This is a genomic window from Sphingopyxis sp. H050 (assembly GCF_001468265.1).
GTDB lineage: Bacteria > Pseudomonadota > Alphaproteobacteria > Sphingomonadales > Sphingomonadaceae > Sphingopyxis.
In genome coordinates this window covers 511,821-532,919 of sequence record NZ_LNRZ01000002.1, presented here as the reverse complement: position 1 = coordinate 532,919, position 21,099 = coordinate 511,821, and the positions used below count along the sequence as shown (strand labels likewise).

The window sequence follows — 21,099 nt, the reverse complement described above, 5'->3', positions numbered from 1 at the left end:
TGCAGAATTGCGTCCAACCGCGCATCGATGTGGCATTTTGGCAACAGATGAGAATGGGAGGAAGCTGGGTCGCCTCGTAACCCGATTGCTGCAATGCGACATGAATTGACTCGTGCATGCGGCTGGAGGGAAAAAACATGCGGAATACTGGTTTCTGATGTAACGAAGTTGCGTAGGGGGCTCCTCTGCGCCGTCAGGCTCATAGTTCGGTGGCCATCAACCCGCTGCTGTCGGAAGGGTGCCGCCCGCCGAGCGAATCGCGCGATAGCGGGGCCGCCCGCGGGGCATGTTGCGATGCATCATTATTTGATGCTAATGCCAGAGCTTCACGCAGCAAGCATAATGGCCGTGGCGGGGTCGCCTTTGCCATGGGATAGAGGAGCGCGGGTCAGCATGGCCAAGTCGAAGACGGCAGCGGACGGCGATGCCGTCACCATCAAGAAATACGCCAACCGGCGGCTCTATGATACCGAGCGTAGCTGCTACATCACGCTCGACGATCTCGGCGCGATGGTCCGCGATGGCCGAGATTTTCGCGTCGTCGATGCCAAGAGCGGCGAGGACATCACGCATAATGTGCTGACCCAGATCATCATGGACGAGGAAACACGTGGCGAGACGTTGCTGCCCGTCAACTTCCTGCGCCAGCTGATCGGCATGTACGGCGACAAGATGCAGTCCATGGTGCCGCAATATCTCGAAGCCTCGATGGCGACCTTCCGCAAGAACCAGCAGGACGTGCGGGCGGCGCTCGAAGGCGCGCTCGGCTCTAATCCGCTGGCCGAACTGACCCGCCGCAACCTCGAGATGTTCCAGCAGGCGACCAGCGCCTTCATTCCAGGCGCCGGCAATACCAAGGCCAAGGACGCCGAGATCGCCGCGCTCAAGGCCGAAATCGCCGACCTCAAGGCCGAACTCGCCAACAAGAAATAATCGGGGCTGCTCTCCCGCCCCCCAGACCAGAAAACAGGACAGATGATCAAGCATGCGCTCAGCGTAACCCGCCAGGCCGATTTTGCGGCCTGGTATCAGGATGTCATTGCCGAGGCCGACCTTGCCGAGGAATCGGGCGTGCGCGGCTGCATGGTGATCAAGCCGTGGGGCTATGGCATCTGGGAACGCATCCAGACGATCATGGACGCGGGCATCAAGGACATGGGTGTCCGCAACTGCTATTTTCCGCTCTTCATCCCCTTGAGCTTCTTTGAAAAGGAAGCCGACCATGTCGATGGTTTCGCCAAGGAAATGGCGGTCGTCACCCACCACCGCCTGATCCCCGACGGCAAGGGCAAGCTGATTCCCGATCCCGAGGCGAAGCTCGAGGAGCCGCTGATTGTCCGCCCGACGTCCGAAACCGTGATCGGCGCCGCGATGAGCCGCTGGGTGCAATCGTGGCGCGACCTGCCGCTGCGCGTCAACCAGTGGGCGAATGTCGTGCGCTGGGAAATGCGCACCCGCATGTTCCTGCGCACCGCCGAATTCCTGTGGCAGGAGGGCCATAGCGCGCACGACAGCAAGGAAGACGCGCTCGCCGAAACGATGCGCGCGCTCGAACTCTATCGTTCGGTCGCCGAGGAAGCGCTCGCGCTGCCGGTGATCGCGGGCGAAAAGCCGGAAAATGAGCGCTTCCCGGGCGCCGCCGCAACCTATTCGATCGAGGCGATGATGCAGGACGGCAAGGCGTTGCAGGCCGGCACCTCGCATTATCTCGGCACCGGTTTCGCCGAAGCCGCCAATATCCGCTTCCAGGACAAGGAAGGCGGCCACAGCCTGTGTCACACCGTCAGCTGGGGTTTTTCGACCCGCACCATCGGCGCGGTGATCATGACGCATGGCGACGACGACGGCCTGCGCTGTCCGCCGCGCATCGCGCCGCACCAGATCGTGATCGTGCCGATGCTGCGCGACAATGACGAGGATCAGGCGATCCTCGACTATTGCGCGTCGCTCGAAAGGGAGCTGAAGGCGCTGGATGCGTTTCGCGAGCCCGTGCGCGTGCTGCTCGACACAAATGCCAACAAGGCACAGACCAAGCGTTGGGGCTGGGTCAAGAAGGGCGCGCCGATCATCCTGGAAATCGGCCCGCGCGATGTCGCCGGCGGCAATGTCGCGGTGATCCGCCGCGATCGGCTATACAAGGATGATGGCAAGCTCAACAGCGCCTTTGTGCCGCGCGGCGATTTCGTCGCCTCCGCGGTCGCGACGCTCGGCGAGATTCAGGACAATCTCTACGCGGAGGCGAAGGAGCGTCTGCACGCCAATATCCGCCGCGACGTGACCGATCTTGCGGCGCATTATGCCGGCGAGGACAAGTTTGTCGGCTGGGTGGAGGTGCAATGGTCGCGTCCGACCGGCGCGGTTCTCGACGGGATCGTCGAGCAGTTGAAGGCGCTCAAACTCACGATGCGCAACACCCCGCTCGACGCCGCGCCGGCCGACGGCCCCTGCTTCTTCACCGGCGAGCCCGCCGTCGAACGCGTGCTCATCGGGCGGACCTATTGATTTTGTTCGCGCAAAGACGCGAAGGCGCGAAGAGGGCGTGGTTGCCGCAAAGCGGCGTTACCTATTTGGCGCCGCGTTTCTCCGCATCGCCTGATGGAGAATTGGGCCTCGCAGCCCCAACCATCGTCTTCGCGTCTTCGCGTCTTCGCGTGAATCCTCTAAGCATCGCGCGATGAAAAAACCCAAGCCGCAACCCGGCCTTCCTTCGCGCGAGCAGATCCTGCGCCTCATCGCCGACAGCCCGGGCGCGGTCGGCAAGCGCGAGATTGCCAAGCACTTCGGGCTGCACGGCGCCGACAAGATCGCGCTGAAGGCGCTGCTCAAGGACATGACCGACGAGGGGTTCGTCGACATGGCGCCGGGGCGGGCCTTCCACAAGCATGGCGGCTTGCCGAAGGTTACCGTGCTGCGGGTGGCCGCGGTCGAGGGCGATGTCGTCTGGGCGGTGCCCGACCGCTGGGAAGGCGCCGGTCCTGCGCCGCGCCTCCGCGTCATGGAAAAGGGCCGCAAAGGCGCGCTCGGGATCGGCGATCGTATCCTGTCGCGCACCGAAGAGCGCGGCAGCGGCCATGTCGCGCATCCGATGAAGAAGCTGCAGGCAGGCGGCGAGACGTTTATCGGCGTGCTGGTGACCGACACCGGCCCCGGCGGCAAGCCGATGACCTGGCTCCGTCCTGCCGACAAACGCGCGCGCTTCGATTTCGCGGTGTCCGAGATGGGCGACGCGCAAATCGGCGATCTCGTACGGGCCGAGCTTTCGGGTCGCGGCCCGGCGACCAAGGCGCGCGTGATCGCTGTCATCGGCGATCCCTTCGCGCCGCGTTCGCTGAGCATGATTGCGATCGCCCGGCATGAAATCCCGCATGTCTTCACCGACGAAACACTGGACGAGGCCGAACGCGCGGCCAAACTTCCGCTCACCCCCGACGGCCGCGAGGATCTGCGCGACCTGCCGATTGTAGCGATCGACCCGATCGACGCGCGCGACCATGACGATGCCGTCTGGGCGATCCCCGACGAGGACGAGAAGAACAAGGGCGGATGGAAGGCGATCGTCGCGATTGCCGACGTCAGCTACTATGTCCGCGCCGACAGCGCGCTCGACCGCGAGGCGCGGCGGCGCGGCAACAGCGTCTATTTCCCCGATCAGGTCGTGCCGATGCTTCCCGAAACCTTGTCTGCGGGCGTCTGCTCGCTGAAAGCCGGACAGGATCGCGCGGCGATGGCGTGCCATTTGACGATCGACAGGCATGGCAAGGTGACGTCGTGGCGTTTCACGCGGGCGCTGGTGCGGCTGCGCGCAAACATCGCCTATGAGCGCGCGCAGGCGGCCTATGATGCCGATGCGCCCGACGAGGGCTGGGACGCCGACGTGCTACCCACGCTCCGGAATCTCTGGGGTTGCTGGGCGGTACTCGCGAAGGCGCGCGCCGCTCGCGCGCCGCTCGACCTCGATTTGCCGGAGCGGCAGGTGCGGCTCGACGAGGCCGGGAACATCGCCGAAATCCGCGTGCGCGAGCGGCTCGATTCGATGCGGCTGATCGAGGATTACATGATCGCGGCGAACGTCGCCGCGGCGAAGGCGCTCGAGGCGAAGAAATCGCCCGTGATGTACCGCATCCACGAGCCGCCGAGCCGCGAGAAGCTGGTCAGCCTGAAGGACTATCTCGAAACCTTCGAACAGAGCTTTGCGCTGGGGCAAGTGATCACGCCCGCGGTGTTCAACCGGCTGATCGACGGCTTCTCGGGCGACGACCGCCTGCCGCAACTGATGGAAGCGATCCTGCGCAGCCAGACGCAGGCCTATTACGGTCCCGCTAACTCGGGCCACTTCGGTTTGGCGCTCGGCTCCTACGCGCATTTCACCTCGCCGATCCGCCGCTACGCCGACCTGATCGTCCACCGCGCGCTCGTCGACAGCTATCGCCTCGAAGTTCCGGGCAAGCCCAAGGGTTTGCCCGAGCGGACGGGACTGGGCGAAGCCGACCGCAAAGGCCTGTCGCGCATCGGCGAAGCGATCAGCGCGCTCGAGCGCCGCGCGATGGAGGCCGAGCGCGAGACGATCGACCGTTATGTCGCGGCCTATCTCGCGACGAAGACGGGTGAGATCGTGCCCGCGCGGATCACCGGCGTGCAGCCGTTCGGCTTTTTCGCGACCGTCGACGGGCTCGGCGGCGACGGGCTGGTGCCGGTCTCAACGCTGGGCAGCGAGCGCTTTTTCTATGACGAGGCGGCGCGGACGCTCGACAGCGAGCATGGCCGGGTGAGCTATTCGATCGGCCAGCGGCTCGATCTGCGCTTGATCGAGGCCAATCCGATCAGTGGCGCATTGCGCTTCGAGCTCCCGGACGCGCCCGAGGGTGGCTTCCGCAACCGCCCGCCGCGCCGTGACGGGGTGAAGGGCAAGGATAAGGCCGGCAAGCATATGGTCGGCAAACGCGGGCGGCCGGGCAATATCCGCCATCAGGGGCGAAAGCGCTAACGCCCTTATTCGTCATTCCCGCGAAGCGGGAACCCGGAGTTGGGCGGACGGCCTTTGCAAACTGGGTTCCCGCTTTCGCGGGAATGACAATGTTTGGCTATTTGGCTGGCAACCGCGCGAGCAACGCCGCACTCTCCGCATCCGCCGGAAAGAAGGCTTCGATCGCCAGCTCCGACAAGGTAATATCCACCGGCGTGCCGAAGATCGTCACCGTCGACACGAAGCTGATCCGCCCCGCGACCGTGTCGAGCACCAGCGGCACCGCGATGCTGCTGACCGCGCCGACATCATTGTCGTTCGCCTGGGCTGGATAGCCCGCAATCTCCTCGCGCAGCGCGGCGAGCTGCGCATCGGCGCTTGCCTCGACCTGCAGGTCGAGCCGGTGCAGGATATGCGCGCGCCACATCGCATGGTTGACGATCTGCGGCGCGAGCCCGTCGGGATGCAGCGCGATGCGCAGCACATTTGCCGGCGGCGCTAGCAGCGCAGGCGCCACCTGCTCGATCAGGATCGCGATCGCATCGTTCGCCGAGACCATGTTCCAGTGCCGGTCGACCGCTAGCGCGGGGTACGGCTCATGCCCCTTCAACACATGTTCGACGATCGTCTTCATCCCCGCCATCTCGGGGCTGTCGAGCGGGCGCTCGGCATAGTCGGGCGCATAGCCCGCCGCGAGCAGCAGCGCGTTGCGCGCGCGGTGCGGCACCTCCAGGCAGTCGGCGATCCGTTGCAGCATCGCGGCGCTCGGCTTCGACCGCCCGGTTTCGATGAAGCTCAGGTGCCGCGTCGACATTTCGGTGTCGAGCGCCAGGTCCATCTGGCTCATTCGGCGGCGCGTGCGCCATTCGCGAAGCTGTTCGCCAAGCGGTGCGACTTGCATGACCATCTCCTTCGCCAGTCCCGCTAGCCCAGCGCCTTTCCGATTTCCATTACCTCGCGCGTAATCGACGCCATTCAATTCGGGTTCCATTTGGCTGGGGTCGAAAGGAGAACCGCCATGACCTATTTCAACCTCAAGAATATTCTCATCATCGATGCGATCACGTGCGGGGCGCTGTTCCTGCTGTGCGTGTTCGCCACCGCGACGGTCGCCGCGCTTCTCGGCCTCCCCTCGGGCGTCGTGACCGTCGCGGGCTGGATCGGGCTGCCGTCGGCGGCGCTCATGCTGTTCGTCGCGAACCAGAAGCCGCCGAGCAAGGGGCTCGCCAACCTGATCGCGGTCGGCAATCTTGGGTGGGTCGTCGCCAGTTTCGCGGTGCTTGCGGTCTTTGCCGGGCAGATGAGCTGGCTCGGCATCGCGGTCGTCGCGGTGCAGGCGCTCCTTGTCCTCGATCTGGCCCTTCTGGAAGCAAAGGGCGCGGCCGCCCTGCCGCGCGCGGCGGCTGCCTAGGGTCAGGACCTACTAATTACGCGATCGAGGTTTGAGCCAATTTTGTTCAGGGCTAGGAGGCGAGACGCAGGCATATAGGCATATTCCTAGGCTCGCCGACGCGGCCATGGACAAAATTGGCCAAATCCCGCAGGGACGCCGAAATGGCTTCGATCTTGGGTCCGTGCGGCCTTGCGGGTAGCGATGCTACCCGCTGCGCCCGCCCGAACCCAATATCTTCGCCATTTCGACGCCTCGATCGCGTAATTAGTGGGTCCTGACCCTAGCTCAGCGCATCGAGCCGGGCGATATCGATCCCGCCCGGCACGATCATCACCGGGCAGGGGAGGATTCCCGCGTCCTGTCCGGTGAAATGCGCGACCAGCGGCCCCGGCGCGCCGCTTGCCGCCGTGGCCAGCACCAGCGCCGCAATCTCGTCATTCTCGCCGATCGCCTCGCGTACGACCTCGACCGGCTTGCCCGACCGGATCCACGTCTGCGCAGTGATCCCCGCGTCCTGCTGCACGGCGTCGGCGGCGGCGGCGATCAGGTGTTCGGCATGTTCGCGCGCTTCGGCCTCGATCGTCGCCTGGACGCCGCCGAAGGCGACAAAATCCTGTGGCGCGATGATCGCGAGCACCGCAACCCCGCCGCCCGTCCGCGCCGCGCGCCGCGCCGCGAAACGCAGCGCCAGACTCGCCTCGGGGCTGTCGTCGATCACCACCAGATACGTCCGCATCGCCCCGACCCCTGCTATGCTTTTTGTGCGTGGAGAGTGCGTCACATTCGTATGAAAGGCAAGTTGCCCCGCTGGACCTTGACCCGAGCAAGTCTTATGGCGAGGAACAATCCGTAGCGGCAGGCACCGCCTGCAAGACTCGCGCCTATAAAGATCGAGGGAAAATAGCGACGATGCCGATCGAACTCAAAATGCCCGCCCTTTCGCCGACGATGGAGGAGGGTACGCTCGCCAAATGGCTGGTGAAAGAGGGGGACGCGGTCAAATCGGGCGACCTGCTCGCCGAGATCGAGACCGACAAGGCGACGATGGAGTTCGAAGCGATCGACGAGGGCGTCGTCCGCCAGATTCTCGTCCCCGAAGGCACCGATGGGGTCAAGGTCGGCACCGTCATCGCGGTGATCGCGGGCGAGGGTGAGGATGCATCGAGTGCGAAGGCTGCACCCGCGGCGATTTCGCCTGCTCCCGTTGAAACTAAAGACGTCGCCCCCGCGAAGGCGGGGGCCGCTAGCAATAGTGCACCAACTCCAGCGGCCCCCGCCTTCGCGGGGGCGACGGAGAAGGCTGCGCCCGTCGCATCGGGCGACCGCATCAAGGCCAGCCCGCTCGCCAAGCGCCTCGCCGCCGAAAGGGGGATCGATCTCTCGACGATCAAGGGCACCGGCCCCGGCGGCCGCATCGTCAAGGACGACCTGGAAGGCGCCCCGGCTGGCACGGCCGCTCCTGCCGCGACAGCAGCGCCTGCCGCCGCGGCGCCCGCCGCCGCCCCTGCCGCCGCACCGGCACCCGTTGCGGCCGGCCCGATCCCCGATTTCGGCATCCCGCACGAGGATGAAAAGCTCAGCGGCATGCGCAAGACCATCGCGCGCCGCCTCAGCCAGTCGATGCAGGAATCGCCGCACATCTACCTGACCGTCGATATCCGCCTCGACGCGCTGCTGAAGCTGCGCGGGGAGCTCAACGCCAGCCTCGAAGGCCGCGGCGTCAAGCTCAGCGTCAACGACATGCTGATCAAGGCGCTCGCGGTCGCGCTCGAGCGCGTGCCGTCGTGCAACGTCAGCTTCGGGGGCGACGTGATGCGTTTTTACAAGCGCGCCGACATCTCGGTCGCGGTCAGCATCCCCGGCGGCCTGATCACCCCGATCATCGTCGATGCCGGCGGCAAGTCGATGTCGAAAATCTCGACCGAAATGGCCGAACTCGCGGCGAAGGCGAAGGAAGGCAAGCTCCAGCCCAGCGAATATCAGGGCGGCACCGCCTCGATCTCGAACATGGGCATGATGGGGATCAAGCAGTTCACCGCGGTGATCAATCCGCCGCAAGCGATGATCATGGCGATCGGCGCGGGCGAGAAGCGCCCCTATGTGGTCGACGATGCGCTGGCGATCGCGACCGTCATGTCGGCGACCGGCAGCTTCGACCACCGCGCGATCGACGGCGCCGACGGCGCGCTGCTGATGAAGACCTTCAAGGAACTGGTGGAAAGCCCGCTGGGGCTGGTGGCGTAATGACGGAGAGCGATCCGGCGCTGCCCGACTATCTCGGGTCGCGTCAATCGGCGCTCGGCTTGGTGCTCGCCTTTTTTGGCGCGGGCACCTTGGTGGCGCTGATGGTGATTACGCCGCAGATGCTGACCGAGCCCGACTGGGCGGAATCGAGACCCTGGATCGTGGCTATCGGTTGCTGGGCTATCATCGCGGCATGGCTGGGCCTTCGCCTCCGGAAGGGCGAAGCCGGCTCGCTGTCGATCCTATTCGCTCGCCTCTGGCTTGCCCCGGCCTTGGCATTTGGCGCCTGGGCAACATTTCAATGACCATGTTTCGCGGAAAGGAATAGTCGCTTGGCCGACACCAATTACGACCTCATCGTCCTCGGCTCGGGCCCCGGCGGCTATGTCGCGGCGATCCGTGCGGCCCAATTGGGCCTGAAAACCGCGATCGTCGAGCGCGAGAATCTCGGCGGCATCTGCCTCAACTGGGGCTGCATCCCGACCAAGGCGCTGCTGCGCTCGGCCGAAATCTATCATTATATGCAGCATGCCGGCGACTACGGCCTGATCGCACAGCAGATCAGCGCCGACATCGACGCCGTCGTAAAACGCAGCCGCGGCGTTGCGAAGCAGCTCAGTCAGGGCGTCGCCTTCCTGATGAAGAAGCACAAGATCACCGTCCATATGGGCGAGGGCAAGCTCACCGCGCCGGGCAAGCTGGAAGTGAAGGGTGAGAAGGGCAGCGAGACCCTATCCGCCAAGAACATCATCGTCGCGACCGGCGCCCGCGCCCGCGACCTGCCGTTCGCGCCCGCCGACGGCAAGCGCATCTGGACCTATCGCCACGCGCTCGTCCCACCCGAAATGCCAAAGAAATTGCTCGTCATCGGATCGGGCGCAATCGGGATCGAATTTGCGAGCTTCTACAGCGATATGGGCTGCGACGTGACCGTCGTCGAAATGCTCGACCGGCTCGTGCCCGTCGAGGATGCCGACGTTTCGGCTTTCCTCGAAAAGCAGCTCAAGAAGCAGGGCATGACGATCTACACCGGCGCCGGGGTCGAGGAACTGAAAGCCACTGCAACCGGCGTGTCGGCGAAGATCAAGGGCAAGGACGGCAAGGTCGAAAGCGCCGAATTCAGCCACGCGATCGTCGCGATCGGCATCGTCCCGAACACCGAGAATATCGGCCTCGAAGCGCTCGGCGTGAAGACGACCAAGGGCCATATCGACACCGACGCGATGTGCCGCACCAATGTCCCCGGCATCTGGGCGATCGGGGACGTCACCGCGCCGCCGTGGCTCGCGCACAAGGCGATGCACGAATCGGTGATTTCGGTCGAGGCGATCGCGGGCAATCACCCGCACGCGATGGACCCGCGCAACATCCCGGGCTGCACCTATTGCCGCCCGCAGATTGCCAGCGTCGGACTGACCGAGGCGAAGGCGAAGGAACTCGGTTACGAGGTCAAGGCCGGCACCTTCCCCTTCATCGGCAACGGCAAGGCGATTGCGCTCGGCGAATCCGAAGGCTTCACCAAGACGGTGTTCGACGCCAAGACCGGCGAACTGCTCGGCGCGCACATGATCGGCGCCGAGGTGACCGAGCTCATTCAGGGCTATACGATCGGCAAGACCGCCGAGCTGGTCGAGGATGATTTCATAGGCACCGTCTTCCCGCACCCGACGCTGAGTGAAACGATGCATGAGGGTGTGCTCGCGGCATTCGGACGGCCTTTGCATATCTGATTTTGACCCGCACGAAGCCACGAAGCTACAAAGAGACCCCCATTGCCGTTCGTGCTGAGCTTGTCGAAGCACCGTTCTTCTTTCACCGCCGAAGAAAGGACGGCCCTTCGACAAGCTCAGGGCGAACGGGTTTAGAGATCCTTTGTGGCCTTGTGGCTTTGTGCGAGTTTCTCTGACTTGAGGAACAGGCCCATCACCAAATCCGCGCGCTTCCTCATCGCCGCCGCCCTATTGTTCGTCGGTGTCGTCCTGCTCGGCTTCGCAGTCGTCGCGGGGTGGACGCAGACGATGGACCTCAGCATCTCGACCGGGCTGGTGCTGCATGTCGGCACGAGCAGCCCCGCGGTCATCGCCTTCATGCAGGCCGTCAGCTGGATCGGCGGCGGGACGCCGCGCTGGATTATCGTCATCCTGCTCTGCGGCGTCGTGTGGCGCTGGTGCGGCCCACGCTGCGCCGTGGCGCTGGGCGGTGCGTCCTTGCTCTCGAACCTTGCATCGAGCCTGATCAAGCTGGGCTTCGGCCGTGCGCGGCCCGATCTGATCGAGCATCTCGACCATCAGACGAGCTTTTCCTATCCCAGCGGCCACGCGACGAGCGCCGCGGTCGTCTATCTGCTGCTCGCCTGGCTGGCGCCGCCGCGCTGGCGGCCCTTCGCCTGGGCGCTGGCTCTCGCGGTGATCGTTCTCAACGCGTTCTCGCGCATCATGCTTGGCGTTCATTGGGCCAGCGATATCGCCGGCGGGACGATGCTCGGCGCAGCCTTTGCGATGCTCGGCGTCTGGTGGGCCTCGCGCCCGGCGAAAACATTATCGTAAGCATTCTTGGTTAGAGGGAGCTGTATCGGCAGGAAGGATTTCCGATGCGCTTTTTCAGCGGTGCGTTCAGCTGGGCCTTTGCCCTGATCCCGGCGGCCTATATCGGCGTGATGCTGTGGTATTTCACGGGCGTCGGCGGCGGCTCTGCGGAAGGCATCGCCAACATCGGGCTTGGCCCGACGGTCATGGGGCTTACCTTTGTCGGCGTCATTCTGTCGCTGCCCGTGATCGTCAAGCTGATCCGCATCCTGACCGGCGCGAACCGCGTTCCCGGCGCCGCCGCCGGCGGCGATCCCCCGCTCGAAACCGAGGGCTTCGACGCCGACGCGGCCTTCGCCAACTATATGCGCAATCGCGACAGCGCGCTGCCGCCGCCGATCGCGAGTGATGCGGTGAGCGACGACCTGCGTCCCTTCGCACCGCGACCGGGCGGTTTCGGCCGCAAGGGCGTCTGACCCCTCGACACGCGCGCCGCGGCGGCTAGTGTCGCCGCATGGCTCAAGGCACGCACGACTTCGTCCCCGATCCGCGCAACGACGCAATCCTCATCAACGTCAACGGCGACCTGATCCCGCGCGCGCAGGCGACGGTATCGGTCTTCGATAGCGGCTTCATGCTCGGCGACGGCGTGTGGGAGGGAATTCGCGTCCACAAAGGGCGGATGGCCTTCCTCGATCAGCATCTGGACCGATTGTGGGAGGGTGCGAAAGCGATCGCGATGGACATCGGCATATCGCGCGCTCAGCTCGAACAGCGGCTTTATGACACCATCGATGCGAACGGCATGGACGCCTGCCATATCCGGCTGATGGTCACGCGCGGCATTCGCTCGACCCCCTATCAGGACCCCCGCGTCGTTATTTCGCCCGCGACGATCGTCATCATCGCCGAGCATAAGGATCCGCTGCCCGCCACGGTCGAAAAAGGCCTGTCGCTGTTTACCGTTCACGTCCGTCGCGGCGACCCGGCGGTGCAGGATCCGAAGCTTAATTCGCACTCGAAGCTCAACTGCATCACCGCCTGCATTCAGGCGGCGCAGGCGGGTGCCGACGAGGGACTGATGCTCGATCCGCACGGCTTCGTCGCGACGTGCAATTCGACCCATTTCTTCATCGTGCGCAGAGGCGAAGTGTGGACATCGAGCGGCGATTACTGCCTCGGCGGTATCACGCGCGGCAATGTCATCCGTATCTGCCGCGAGAATGGCATTCCGGTGTATGAGAAGAATTTCTCGCTCACCGATGTCTATGGTGCCGACGAGGCGTTCGTCACGGGCACCTTCGCTGGTGTCGTCCCAGCGCACACGATCGACGGGCGAAAGCTGACCGAGGGCAGGGGGCCGATGGTCGAGCGATTGCAGACGCTCTACAAGACGCTGATCGAGAGCGACATCACAGGCCGCGGCCGTCCGTGACCGACTGTATCCGCATCGCAATGTGGTCGGGACCGCGCAACCTGTCGACCGCGATGATGCGCAGCTTCGGCAGTCGCGCCGATACCTTCGTGACCGACGAACCCTTCTACGGCGCGTATCTTCGCGAAACCGGCGATCCGCAGCCGATGATGGACGACGTGATGGCGTCGATGGACTGCGACTGGCATCGTGTCGCGCGCAGCATGTCGGGACCAAATCCCGCGGGCACGCCGATCTGGTATCAGAAGCATATGGCGCATCATATGGTCGGACCGATCGCGCACCATGACCTGCCCGGGCTTCGCCACGCCTTCCTGATCCGCGATCCCGCGCGCGTCGTCGCGAGCTATGCGGCGAAGCGCGTCGCCGTGCGGCCCGATCATCTTGGCACCGACAGGCAGGTCGAGTTCTTCGATCGCGAAGCCGATCGGCTTGGCCATGCACCGCCGGTGATCGACAGCGCCGACATCCTGCGCGATCCGTCTGCGATGCTGCAGAAATTGTGCGCCGCGCTCGGGATCGACTGGAACCCGGCCATGCTGCGCTGGGAGCCCGGCATTCACCAGACCGACGGGGTGTGGGCCTCGCATTGGTACGACGCAGTGGCATCGAGTACCGGTTTCGGCGCGCCCGACAAGCCGCAGCCCGAACTGACCGCCGCGGCGCGGGCCGTCGCCGATGCCTGCCGACCCGGCTATGATTATCTGGCGCAGCATAAAATCGCGGCCGCCTGAAAATTCCGCTGTCCTAAAAAGTCCCGATTTGCCATTCCTCTGGCAGGGCACACACAACAGGCGGATCAAATATGCAATCGCAAGTAAAGTTCGGCAGTTTTCTGCGGGGAATCGCTTTGGGTTCGTCGGCGCTTTTTGCGGTTTCGGTGCAGGCACAGGACGGCGCCGGACAGACCGTGATCACCGCCGCACGCTATGTCGATGTGCTGACCGGAAAGACGGTCGACTATCCTGCGATCTTCGTCGGCGCCGACGGCCGTATCACCGGCATTGCCGACGCGCGCACGGTGCGTTGGGGGTCGAACGTCAAGCATATCGATCTGGGCGACAAGACGTTGCTGCCCGGACTGATCGACATGCATGTCCACCTCGATGGACCTGCCGACATCGGCGGCTATCGCGGGCTCGAATTCACCGACAGCTTCTGGGGCATGACGGCGGTCAAGAATGCGAACGACATGTTGGGCGCAGGCTTCACCACCGTGCGGAACGTCGGGTCGGGCGACCGCAACGACATCGGCCTGAAGCAGGCCATCGACGCCGGCTATGCGACGGGTCCGCGGATCGTTCCCGCGGGCTATGCGCTGGGCGCGACCGGGGGGCATTGCGACAGCACCTATCTGCCGCCAAGCCTGGAAAAGAAGGACGGCAAGGAAGAGGGCGTTGCCGACGGCCCCGAAGAATTCCGCTATCAGGTCCGCCGCCAGCGTAAATATGGCGCCGAGGTGATCAAGGTCTGCGCCACCGGCGGCGTCTTCTCGCGCAATACGGAGCCTGGGCAGCTACAGGTTTCCGAGGTGGAACTGCGCGCGATCGCTGATGAGGCGCATCAATGGGGCCTGCGCGTCGCCGCGCACGCGCATGGCGCGGCGGGCATCCGCGCGGCCATCGCCGCCGGCATCGATACGATCGAACATGTGAGCCTGCTCGACGACGAGGGCATCCGCATGGCGCTGGCGCGCAAACAGCCGGTGTGGTTTTCGATGGACATCTACAACACCGAATATACGCAGGCCGAGGGCGCGAAGAACGGCGTGCTCGAGGACAATCTTCGCAAGGACCGCGAGATCGCGCAGATTCAGCGCGACAATTTCCGCAAGGCGCACAAGGCGGGCGTGCGGATGGTGTTCGGCTCCGACGCGGGCGTGATGCCGCACGGCGACGTCGGCAAGCAGTTCCGCGTGATGGTCGAATATGGAATGACGCCGCTGCAGGCGATCCAGGCCGCGACGCGCAACGGCGCCGAAGCGCTGGGACGCGAGAAAGACGTCGGGGCCATTCAGGTCGGCCGCTACGCCGACATCATCGCTGTCGACGGCGACCCGCTGACCGATGTCCGCCAGCTCGAAAGCGTCGACGCGGTGGTGAAGGGCGGGGTGCTGGTCAAGGGGGGCTAGCCCGCCCCGCGCCCGGCCTACGCCACCAGCTTGTCGATCATCGCCTCGCGCCTATTCGGCGTCAGATTGAGTACCGTCTCGGCATAGGTCGCGACATCGCCGTGATCGCGTCGCACCGTCGCCAGCGCCGCGTCCAGATAGGCGGGGTTGACCGACATCAGCGCGCGGATCGCATCGTCCTTGATCTCGGCGCCGTACCGCATGCGGATATGCGCCGCGCCCTGCGCAATCCGCTCGTCGATCTTCCCGGCGGTGTTGGTGAGCAGATAGTCCTGCATCAGATCGTCCTCGTGGACGCCGAGCAGCCGGTGGACGATCGCGACGGCAAAGCCCGTGCGGTCCTTGCCCGCCACACAGTGGACAAGGGTCGGCGCGTCGGCGTCTGCCAGCGCCGCCAGATAGAGCCGCAGCGTCGCGACCAGTGCGGGCCGGTACGGCATCCCGGCGTAGGTATCAATCATCCGCGCGCGCGCCGTCTCGGCATCGATCGCACCGCCCGCGGCCTGCAAATGCGGCGCGAGGCCCGCGGTGATCCCGCCCGCGAACAGCACGCGCCCTGCGAAATTCTCGGAGCGGCGGCACGGATGCAGTTCGCGCTCGTCGTCGCCGCGCAGGTCGATGATGGTCTGGATGCCCAGCTTGTCGAGCGCGATCAGATCCTCGTCGCTGGCGGCCTCATGGTGCGCCGAGCGCCATAGCGTCGCATCGCGCAATCGTCCGCCGCCTTCGACGGCATAGCCGCCATAGTCGCGGAAATTGTGAATGCCCGACAGGGGCAGGACGCGCTCGGCGAGCATGATCAGTCTCCTGTAAACACCGGATCCCGCTTCTCGACAAAGGCGTTGATCGCCTCCCGGTTGTCGGCGGTTTCGTGGACGATCGCCTGATAGGCGGCGCTGAGCTCGAGGATGTCGCTCATCCGGCTATGCTGGGCCTCGCGGAGGAGCCGCTTGGTCAGCCGCAGCGCGCGCGGCGGGTTGCAGACGATGCGCTCGGCGATCGCAACGGCGCGGTCGAGCAGTTCGGCATCGGGAACGACTTCGGTGACGAGGCCATAATCCTTCGCGGTCGCCGCGTCGAAGCGGTCGCCGGTCAGGAACAGTTCGGCGGCGCGCGGATAGCCGAGGACCTTCTGGAGGAGCCAAGCCCCGCCGTCGCCGGGGACGATCCCGACCTTGATGAAGCTGCACGCGAACTTCGCGCTCTCGGCGGCGATCCGGATGTCGCAGGTGCAAGCGAGATCGCAGCCGAGCCCGATCGCATGGCCGTTGACCGCGGCGATCATCGGCACTTCGCAGTCCATCAGCGCGCGGATCACCGCCTGCACGCCCTTGCGGTAATTGCTGCGGGTGGAATCGGGCTGGTCGAGAACTCCGATGCCTTGACGGTCCTTCATGCCTTTCAGATTTCCGCCGGCACTGAAGGCCTTGCCGCTGCCGGTCAGGATGATCGCGCTGACGCCGCGGTCGTCGCCCAGCGCGCGGAGCGTTTCGATGATGTCCTGGCAATCCTCGTGCGTGCCGATCGCGTTCATGCTCTCGGGCTTGATCATCGTCAGGATCGCGATCTTGCCCCGCCGCTCGACACTCAGAAACTCACCCATCAAAATCTCTCCTGTTGCGCGGAGCAGGCTATGCCTCGCGGGACATGGTTGCAAGCCAAGGATGGCGAGCGGACGCGCTACGGCGCCCGGCCATCGAAAGCCGGTCAGCGCACCGCGCCGCTTTCGCGCAGGATCGCGATACGGCTTGCGTCGTAGCCGATCGCGGCCAGAACGGCATTGCTGTCGGTGCCCACGGCGGGGGCTGGGCGCGGCGCGTCATTCGAGGTCGCCGAGTAGCGCGGCGCCGGGGCGGGCTGCGTAGCGCCGCCCACGGTCAGGAAGGTTTCGCGCGCGACGTTGTGCGGATGCTGCGGCGCTTCGGCGAGCGACAGGACCGGCGCAAAGCACACGTCGGTCATCTCCATGAGCGCGCACCATTCGTCGCGGGTCTTCGTCGCGAACAATGCGGTGAGTTTGTCCTTCAGCGGCCCCCATTGCGACGGATCCATCTGCGGGTCGAACGACGGATCCTGGTCGAGCCCGGTTTTCTCGCGCAGCAAGGCATAGAATTGCGGCTCGATCGACCCGATCGAGATGAACTTGCCGTCCGAACAGGTGTAGGTGTCATAGAAATGCGCGCCCGTATCGAGCAGGTTGACGCCGGGCTCATCCTTGAGGCGTCCTGCGGCGAGGAAGCCCCACGTCATGCCCGCGAGCAGCGCCGATCCGTCGGTCATCGCGCAGTCGATCACCTGACCCTCGCCGGTCTTCGCGGCATGGACGAGCGCGCTGGCCATTCCGAAGGCGAGCATCATGCCGCCACCGCCGAAGTCGCCCACATAATTGACCGGCGGCACGGGCTTCTCACCCGCGCGGCCCACCGTGTGCAGCACACCCGAGAGCGCGATATAGTTGATGTCGTGACCGGCAGCCTGCGAGTAGGGACCGAACTGGCCCCAGCCCGTCATCCGGCCATAGACCAGCTTAGGATTGTCGGCGAGCAGCACCTCGGGACCAAGGCCGAGCCGTTCCATAACGCCGGGACGAAAGCCCTCGATGATCCCGTCGGCGCTCTTGCAGAGGTCGCGCGCCGCCTGGACAGCGTCGGGGTTCTTCATATCGAGCACGATCGAGGCGCGGCTCCGTGACAGCGGGTCGCGCGGATCCATAAAGCCGCCCGGACGATCGATGCGGATTACTTCGGCGCCATGGTCGGCGAGCATCATGCCGCAGAAAGGCCCGGGGCCGATCCCGGCGAACTCTATGATGCGTATGCCTTGCAGCGGTCCGGTCATGTCTCTCGTCTCCTTTGCGGGGCCTTTGGGCCCTCTGAATGTTGCGCTAATATGCCAATGAACTTCAAAATGTCGCCGAACTGTCAGACTTTTGCAGTCGGCATGTCACCGTGCACCCCTATCGCGCCGCCATGGAACGGGCATCCATCGCACTCGACCGCCGGGGCTTTGCCAGGGGCCTGATGGCCACCGCCTTCGCCGGCCTCGCGCTTCACAGCCGCCATGTCGCCGCCGCGATGCTGGCCGAAGGACAGGGTTTCGGGACGCCGATCCCCGATCCTGCACACATCCTCGATCTGCCGCCGGGCTTTTCGTACAAGATAGTTTCGCAATTCGGGCAGACGATGAGTGACGGTCGCCGCGTCCCCAACAGCGCCGATGGCATGGGCTGCACGACGCTGTCCGATGGCCGCCTGTGCCTGATGCGCAACCATGAGCTCGGCGCCGACGAATTGAAGCAGGGCGCCTGCCCGGTCGGAGCGAGCGGCGATGCGGCGGCGTTCGACTGCTATCGCGCCGGCAGCGGCGAAGCGCTCCCCGGCGGTGTCTCGACATTGATCCTCGACCCTGCGAGCCTTGCAGTCGAGGAACAGTATCTCGCGCTGGTCGGCACCATCTATAATTGCTCGGGCGGGATGACGCCGTGGGGCACTTGGCTGAGCTGCGAGGAAGATGTTTCTCGCGGAGGCGGGCTGCATAAGGAAGACCATGGCTGGGTGTTCGAAATTCCGGTCGCTCCGGGAAGGCTGGTCAGTGCGGAACCGATCAAGGCGATGGGGCGCTTCAACCACGAGGCCGCCGTTTGCGATCCGAAGAGCGGCGCGATCTATATGACCGAGGACCGGCAGGACAGCCTCTTCTATCGCTTCCTGCCCGCCGTCCCGGGTCAGCTCCACAAGGGCGGCCGCTTGCAGGCGCTCGCACTTGTCGATCCGGCGCTGGCCGATACGCGCAACTGGTCGCGCCCCGCGTTGGCGAGCGGCGGCTGGCACGATGTCCGCTGGGTCGACCTCGACGAGGTCGAGAGCCCCAAGGACGACCTTCGCAAGCGGGGCGCGCGGGCCGGTGCGTCGATCTTCGCGCGCGGCGAGGGCGTTCATGCCGGCGACGGCGAAATCTATTTCACCTGTACATCGGGCGGTCCGGCGCGGCGTGGCCAGATCATGCGCTATCGCCCTTCGCCGACCGAAGGTACGGCGGACAAAGCGGCGCAGCCGGGGCAGCTGCAATTGTTCGTCGAGACGACCGACCCCGAACATTTCAGTTTCGGCGACAACCTCAGCGTCGCGCCGAATGGCGACCTTGTCGTTTGCGAAGACCGGCGCGGCAGCAAGCCCGACAACTGGCTGCGCGGCGTCACGCGCGAAGGGAAGGTCTATCCCTTCGCGCGGGTGACCGCGCAGACCAAGGTTTCGGGCGTGTGCTTCGCGCCCGACGGCAAGACAATGTTCCTCAACCTGTACAACCCGGCACGGACGATCGCCGTGCGCGGGCCGTTCTGAGGACGCGCGATCAAACACGCTCGATGATGATCGCCGGCGCCATCCCGCCCGCTGCGCACATGGTGACGAGGCCATAGCGGCCGCCCGAACGCTCCAGCTCGTCGAGCGCCGTGCCGATCAGGATCGATCCGGTGGCGCCGATCGGATGGCCGAGCGCCATCGAGCCGCCGTTGATGTTCACCTTCTCGCGATCGAGGTCGAGGTCGCGAATGAACTTCTCGGCAACGACGGCGAACGCCTCGTTGATTTCCCAGACGTCGATGTCGTCCTTGGTCAGGCCCGCCTTTTCGAGAACCTTTTTCGCTGCGGGAACCGGCGCGTTCAGCATCAGGGTCGGATCGTCCCCGATATTGGCATAGGCGACGATGCGCGCGCGGGGCTTCAGTCCGTTCTTTTCGGCATAGGCCTTCGACGTCAGCAGCACTGCGGCGGCGCCGTCGACGACGCCCGACGAATTGCCTGCATGGTGGAAGTGCTGGATTTCGAGATCGGGATAGCGGCGATTGATCTGCTTGCGGAAGGTGAAGCCGCCGCCAAGGTCGAAATCGGCAAGCCCGGCGAAGCTGGGCTTCAGCGCGGCAAGACCTTCGGCGGTGGTTTCCGGCCGGGGAAATTCCTCATGGTCGAGCGCGACGCTACCGTCGGGGTTGAGCACAGGGACGACCGATTTTGCGAAACGGCCTTCCTTGATTGCGCGGTCGGCGCGCTGCTGGCTGACCAGTGCGAGCGCGTCGAGGTCCTCGCGGCTGATGCCCTCGATCGTCGCGATCGCGTCGCCGCAAACGCCTTGGTGCGACTGCGGGTGGAGTTCGTCCAGCGCTTCGTGGCCCGACCCCATCAGGCGCGGCGGCAGGCCGGCGTTCGCCTGTTCGGCGGCATAGGCGGCGGTGTAGCTCATCATCTCGGTGCCGCCGGCAATGACGCAATCTTCCATCCCCGACATCACCGATGCTGCCGCGAAATTCACCGAACTGATGCCGCCGCCGCAGAAGCGGTCGAGCGTCGTGCCCGATGCCTTGGTATCATAACCCGCCGACAGCGCGGCCATGCGGCCGAGGTCGCCGCCCTGCTTGCCGTTCTGCGACGAAGTCGACCAGACGATGTCGTCGACGGTTGCGGTGTCTAGATTGTTGCGGTCGCGGATCGCGCCGAGCACCGTTGCGGCAAGATGCTGGGGATGCAGGTGCGACAGCGCGCCCTTGTCGGGCTTGCCGATCCCGCGCGGGGTGCGGACGGCGTCGATGATATAGGCTTCGGTCATGAGATAATCCTTTCGGAAGCGTTTAGCGGGGCGCCATGCGGATCGCGCCATCGAGGCGGACGGCCTGGCCGTTGAAATAGGTGTTGCGGATCATTTCCATGGCCAGGCTGGCATATTCCTCCGCCTTGCCGAGGCGCTTGGGGAAGGGCACCGAGGCTTCGAGGCTTTCCTTCACCTTCGGGTTCATATTGTTGAGCAGCGGCGTTCCGAACACGCCGGGCATGATCGAGTTGACGCGAATGCCAAGGTCCATCAGGTCGCGCGCCATCGGGAGGACGAGGCCGTTAACGCCGGCTTTCGCCGAACCGTAGATGACCTGACCGATCTGGCCGTCCTGCGCGGCGACCGAGGCGGTCAGCACGATCGCGCCGCGTTCGCCATCCTCCATCTCGGGCAGCGTCGCCATGCCTTCGGCCGAGATGGACGCGACGCGGTAGCTCGCGGTCAGGATACCCTCGACCCCAAAAGCATAGTCCGCGGTCGGCGTGCGGCGATAGCTGCCCGTCTCCTTGTCGAAGGCCAGCGTCTTGCCGCGGCGCGAGGTCATCGCGCAGTGAACGCAGATGCGCTCCTGTCCATGCGCGGCGCGCGCCTTGGCATAGCCGTCGAGCACCGATTGTTCGTCGGTAATGTCGACATGGACGAACAGCCCGCCGATCGACTGTGCGACCTCCTCGCCAAGCGTGTCATTGATGTCGAAGACTGTCACTTTCACGCCCGCGGCCGCAAGCGCTTCAGCGGTCGCGCGACCAAGCCCCGAAGCGCCTCCGGTGACGACAGCCGCTGTGCTGGAATCGAATTTCACAG

20 protein-coding genes are annotated in these 21,099 nt (G+C 65.1%); 13 read left to right on the top strand and 7 right to left on the bottom strand.

Annotated features, from left to right (window positions below):
• Positions 1-393 precede the first annotated feature (393 nt).
• From phaR to ATE67_RS05670, 3 genes are all read left to right on the top strand, one after another.
• Entirely contained in the window at positions 394-933 is a 540-nt protein-coding gene (gene phaR / locus ATE67_RS05680; RefSeq protein WP_058815638.1) for a polyhydroxyalkanoate synthesis repressor PhaR, read from the top strand.
• A 42-nt stretch (positions 934-975) separates the two neighbouring features.
• Complete coding sequence (locus ATE67_RS05675) at positions 976-2,502, top strand: aminoacyl--tRNA ligase-related protein (protein ID WP_058815636.1); 1,527 nt, start codon at positions 976-978, stop codon at positions 2,500-2,502.
• A 172-nt stretch (positions 2,503-2,674) separates the two neighbouring features.
• Positions 2,675-4,984, top strand: a complete 2,310-nt coding sequence (locus ATE67_RS05670) for a ribonuclease R family protein (RefSeq protein WP_058815633.1) — start codon at positions 2,675-2,677, stop codon at positions 4,982-4,984.
• Positions 4,985-5,081: 97 nt separating this feature from the next.
• Here the strand turns inward: ATE67_RS05670 and ATE67_RS05665 are convergent, their stop codons facing one another.
• Positions 5,082-5,864, bottom strand: coding sequence for a helix-turn-helix domain-containing protein (locus ATE67_RS05665; protein ID WP_058815866.1), 783 nt, complete (start codon positions 5,862-5,864; stop codon positions 5,082-5,084).
• Between the two features lie 117 nt (positions 5,865-5,981).
• Between ATE67_RS05665 and ATE67_RS05660 the strand changes: the two genes are divergently transcribed.
• Positions 5,982-6,374 carry a hypothetical protein gene (locus tag ATE67_RS05660; RefSeq protein ID WP_058815632.1) on the top strand — a complete coding sequence of 131 codons (393 nt, stop codon included), beginning with the start codon at positions 5,982-5,984 and terminating at the stop codon, positions 6,372-6,374.
• A gap of 262 nt (positions 6,375-6,636) precedes the next feature.
• Here ATE67_RS05660 and ATE67_RS05655 read toward each other — a convergent pair whose 3' ends face one another.
• Positions 6,637-7,092 (bottom strand): universal stress protein, encoded by a 456-nt coding sequence (locus ATE67_RS05655; RefSeq protein WP_058815631.1) that lies wholly within the window; start codon positions 7,090-7,092, stop codon positions 6,637-6,639.
• A gap of 173 nt (positions 7,093-7,265) precedes the next feature.
• Here ATE67_RS05655 and ATE67_RS05650 point away from each other — a divergent pair, with 173 nt between their 5' ends.
• The 8 genes from ATE67_RS05650 (at position 7,266) to ATE67_RS05615 (ending at position 14,691) form a co-directional block, all read left to right on the top strand.
• Positions 7,266-8,600, top strand: coding sequence for a pyruvate dehydrogenase complex dihydrolipoamide acetyltransferase (locus tag ATE67_RS05650; RefSeq protein WP_058815630.1), 1,335 nt, complete (start codon positions 7,266-7,268; stop codon positions 8,598-8,600).
• Entirely contained in the window at positions 8,600-8,905 is a 306-nt protein-coding gene (locus ATE67_RS05645) for a hypothetical protein (protein WP_058815629.1), read from the top strand. The genes ATE67_RS05650 and ATE67_RS05645 overlap by 1 nt, the downstream gene beginning before the upstream one ends.
• A 27-nt stretch (positions 8,906-8,932) precedes the next feature.
• The gene (lpdA, locus tag ATE67_RS05640) at positions 8,933-10,330 is read left to right on the top strand and encodes a dihydrolipoyl dehydrogenase (RefSeq protein ID WP_058815628.1); all 1,398 of its coding nucleotides are present in this window, start codon (positions 8,933-8,935) and stop codon (positions 10,328-10,330) included.
• A gap of 177 nt (positions 10,331-10,507) precedes the next feature.
• The gene (locus ATE67_RS05635) at positions 10,508-11,146 is read left to right on the top strand and encodes a phosphatase PAP2 family protein (protein ID WP_156416917.1); all 639 of its coding nucleotides are present in this window, start codon (positions 10,508-10,510) and stop codon (positions 11,144-11,146) included.
• Positions 11,147-11,190: 44 nt separating this feature from the next.
• Positions 11,191-11,601: a hypothetical protein gene (locus tag ATE67_RS05630; protein ID WP_058815626.1), complete on the top strand. Its 411-nt coding sequence runs from the start codon at positions 11,191-11,193 to the stop codon at positions 11,599-11,601.
• Between the two features lie 38 nt (positions 11,602-11,639).
• Positions 11,640-12,560 carry an aminotransferase class IV gene (locus ATE67_RS05625; RefSeq protein ID WP_058815625.1) on the top strand — a complete coding sequence of 307 codons (921 nt, stop codon included), beginning with the start codon at positions 11,640-11,642 and terminating at the stop codon, positions 12,558-12,560.
• Complete coding sequence (locus tag ATE67_RS05620; protein WP_082660215.1) at positions 12,557-13,294, top strand: sulfotransferase family protein; 738 nt, start codon at positions 12,557-12,559, stop codon at positions 13,292-13,294. Before ATE67_RS05625 ends, ATE67_RS05620 begins: the two co-directional genes overlap by 4 nt.
• Before the next feature lie 71 nt (positions 13,295-13,365).
• On the top strand, positions 13,366-14,691 hold the full coding sequence (locus tag ATE67_RS05615; RefSeq protein WP_058815624.1) for a Xaa-Pro dipeptidase: 1,326 nt from the start codon (positions 13,366-13,368) through the stop codon (positions 14,689-14,691).
• Between the two features lie 17 nt (positions 14,692-14,708).
• Here ATE67_RS05615 and ATE67_RS05610 read toward each other — a convergent pair whose 3' ends face one another.
• The 3 genes from ATE67_RS05610 to ATE67_RS05600 all read right to left on the bottom strand — a co-directional run bounded on the left by ATE67_RS05610 (position 14,709) and on the right by ATE67_RS05600 (position 17,529).
• Complete coding sequence (locus ATE67_RS05610; RefSeq protein ID WP_058815623.1) at positions 14,709-15,488, bottom strand: tyrosine-protein phosphatase; 780 nt, start codon at positions 15,486-15,488, stop codon at positions 14,709-14,711.
• Between the two features lie 2 nt (positions 15,489-15,490).
• Positions 15,491-16,294 (bottom strand): crotonase/enoyl-CoA hydratase family protein, encoded by an 804-nt coding sequence (locus ATE67_RS05605; RefSeq protein WP_058815622.1) that lies wholly within the window; start codon positions 16,292-16,294, stop codon positions 15,491-15,493.
• 104 nt (positions 16,295-16,398) lie between these two features.
• Complete coding sequence (locus ATE67_RS05600) at positions 16,399-17,529, bottom strand: CaiB/BaiF CoA transferase family protein (RefSeq protein WP_058815621.1); 1,131 nt, start codon at positions 17,527-17,529, stop codon at positions 16,399-16,401.
• Positions 17,530-17,660: 131 nt separating this feature from the next.
• Between ATE67_RS05600 and ATE67_RS05595 the strand changes: the two genes are divergently transcribed.
• Entirely contained in the window at positions 17,661-19,031 is a 1,371-nt protein-coding gene (locus ATE67_RS05595) for an alkaline phosphatase PhoX (protein ID WP_058815620.1), read from the top strand.
• A 10-nt stretch (positions 19,032-19,041) separates the two neighbouring features.
• Here ATE67_RS05595 and ATE67_RS05590 read toward each other — a convergent pair whose 3' ends face one another.
• Complete coding sequence (locus tag ATE67_RS05590) at positions 19,042-20,292, bottom strand: acetyl-CoA C-acetyltransferase (RefSeq protein ID WP_058815619.1); 1,251 nt, start codon at positions 20,290-20,292, stop codon at positions 19,042-19,044.
• 22 nt (positions 20,293-20,314) lie between these two features.
• Positions 20,315-21,097, bottom strand: a complete 783-nt coding sequence (locus ATE67_RS05585; protein ID WP_058815618.1) for an SDR family NAD(P)-dependent oxidoreductase — start codon at positions 21,095-21,097, stop codon at positions 20,315-20,317.
• Positions 21,098-21,099: the final 2 nt, after the last annotated feature.

What these genes read in the sequence shown, in the direction of transcription:
- ATE67_RS05665 (WP_058815866.1), bottom strand. Translation starts at nt 5,864, where the DNA reads ATGCAAGTCGCACCGCTTGGCGAACAGCTTCGCGAATGGCGCACGCGC.
- ATE67_RS05650 (WP_058815630.1), top strand. Translation starts at nt 7,266, where the DNA reads ATGCCGATCGAACTCAAAATGCCCGCCCTTTCGCCGACGATGGAGGAG.
- ATE67_RS05625 (WP_058815625.1), top strand. Translation starts at nt 11,640, where the DNA reads ATGGCTCAAGGCACGCACGACTTCGTCCCCGATCCGCGCAACGACGCA.
- ATE67_RS05590 (WP_058815619.1), bottom strand. Translation starts at nt 20,292, where the DNA reads ATGACCGAAGCCTATATCATCGACGCCGTCCGCACCCCGCGCGGGATC.
- phaR (WP_058815638.1), top strand. Translation starts at nt 394, where the DNA reads ATGGCCAAGTCGAAGACGGCAGCGGACGGCGATGCCGTCACCATCAAG.
- ATE67_RS05610 (WP_058815623.1), bottom strand. Translation starts at nt 15,488, where the DNA reads ATGCTCGCCGAGCGCGTCCTGCCCCTGTCGGGCATTCACAATTTCCGC.
- ATE67_RS05630 (WP_058815626.1), top strand. Translation starts at nt 11,191, where the DNA reads ATGCGCTTTTTCAGCGGTGCGTTCAGCTGGGCCTTTGCCCTGATCCCG.
- ATE67_RS05605 (WP_058815622.1), bottom strand. Translation starts at nt 16,294, where the DNA reads ATGGGTGAGTTTCTGAGTGTCGAGCGGCGGGGCAAGATCGCGATCCTG.
- ATE67_RS05655 (WP_058815631.1), bottom strand. Translation starts at nt 7,092, where the DNA reads ATGCGGACGTATCTGGTGGTGATCGACGACAGCCCCGAGGCGAGTCTG.
- ATE67_RS05660 (WP_058815632.1), top strand. Translation starts at nt 5,982, where the DNA reads ATGACCTATTTCAACCTCAAGAATATTCTCATCATCGATGCGATCACG.
- ATE67_RS05600 (WP_058815621.1), bottom strand. Translation starts at nt 17,529, where the DNA reads ATGACCGGACCGCTGCAAGGCATACGCATCATAGAGTTCGCCGGGATC.
- ATE67_RS05615 (WP_058815624.1), top strand. Translation starts at nt 13,366, where the DNA reads ATGCAATCGCAAGTAAAGTTCGGCAGTTTTCTGCGGGGAATCGCTTTG.
- ATE67_RS05675 (WP_058815636.1), top strand. Translation starts at nt 976, where the DNA reads ATGATCAAGCATGCGCTCAGCGTAACCCGCCAGGCCGATTTTGCGGCC.
- ATE67_RS05595 (WP_058815620.1), top strand. Translation starts at nt 17,661, where the DNA reads ATGGAACGGGCATCCATCGCACTCGACCGCCGGGGCTTTGCCAGGGGC.
- ATE67_RS05645 (WP_058815629.1), top strand. Translation starts at nt 8,600, where the DNA reads ATGACGGAGAGCGATCCGGCGCTGCCCGACTATCTCGGGTCGCGTCAA.
- ATE67_RS05670 (WP_058815633.1), top strand. Translation starts at nt 2,675, where the DNA reads ATGAAAAAACCCAAGCCGCAACCCGGCCTTCCTTCGCGCGAGCAGATC.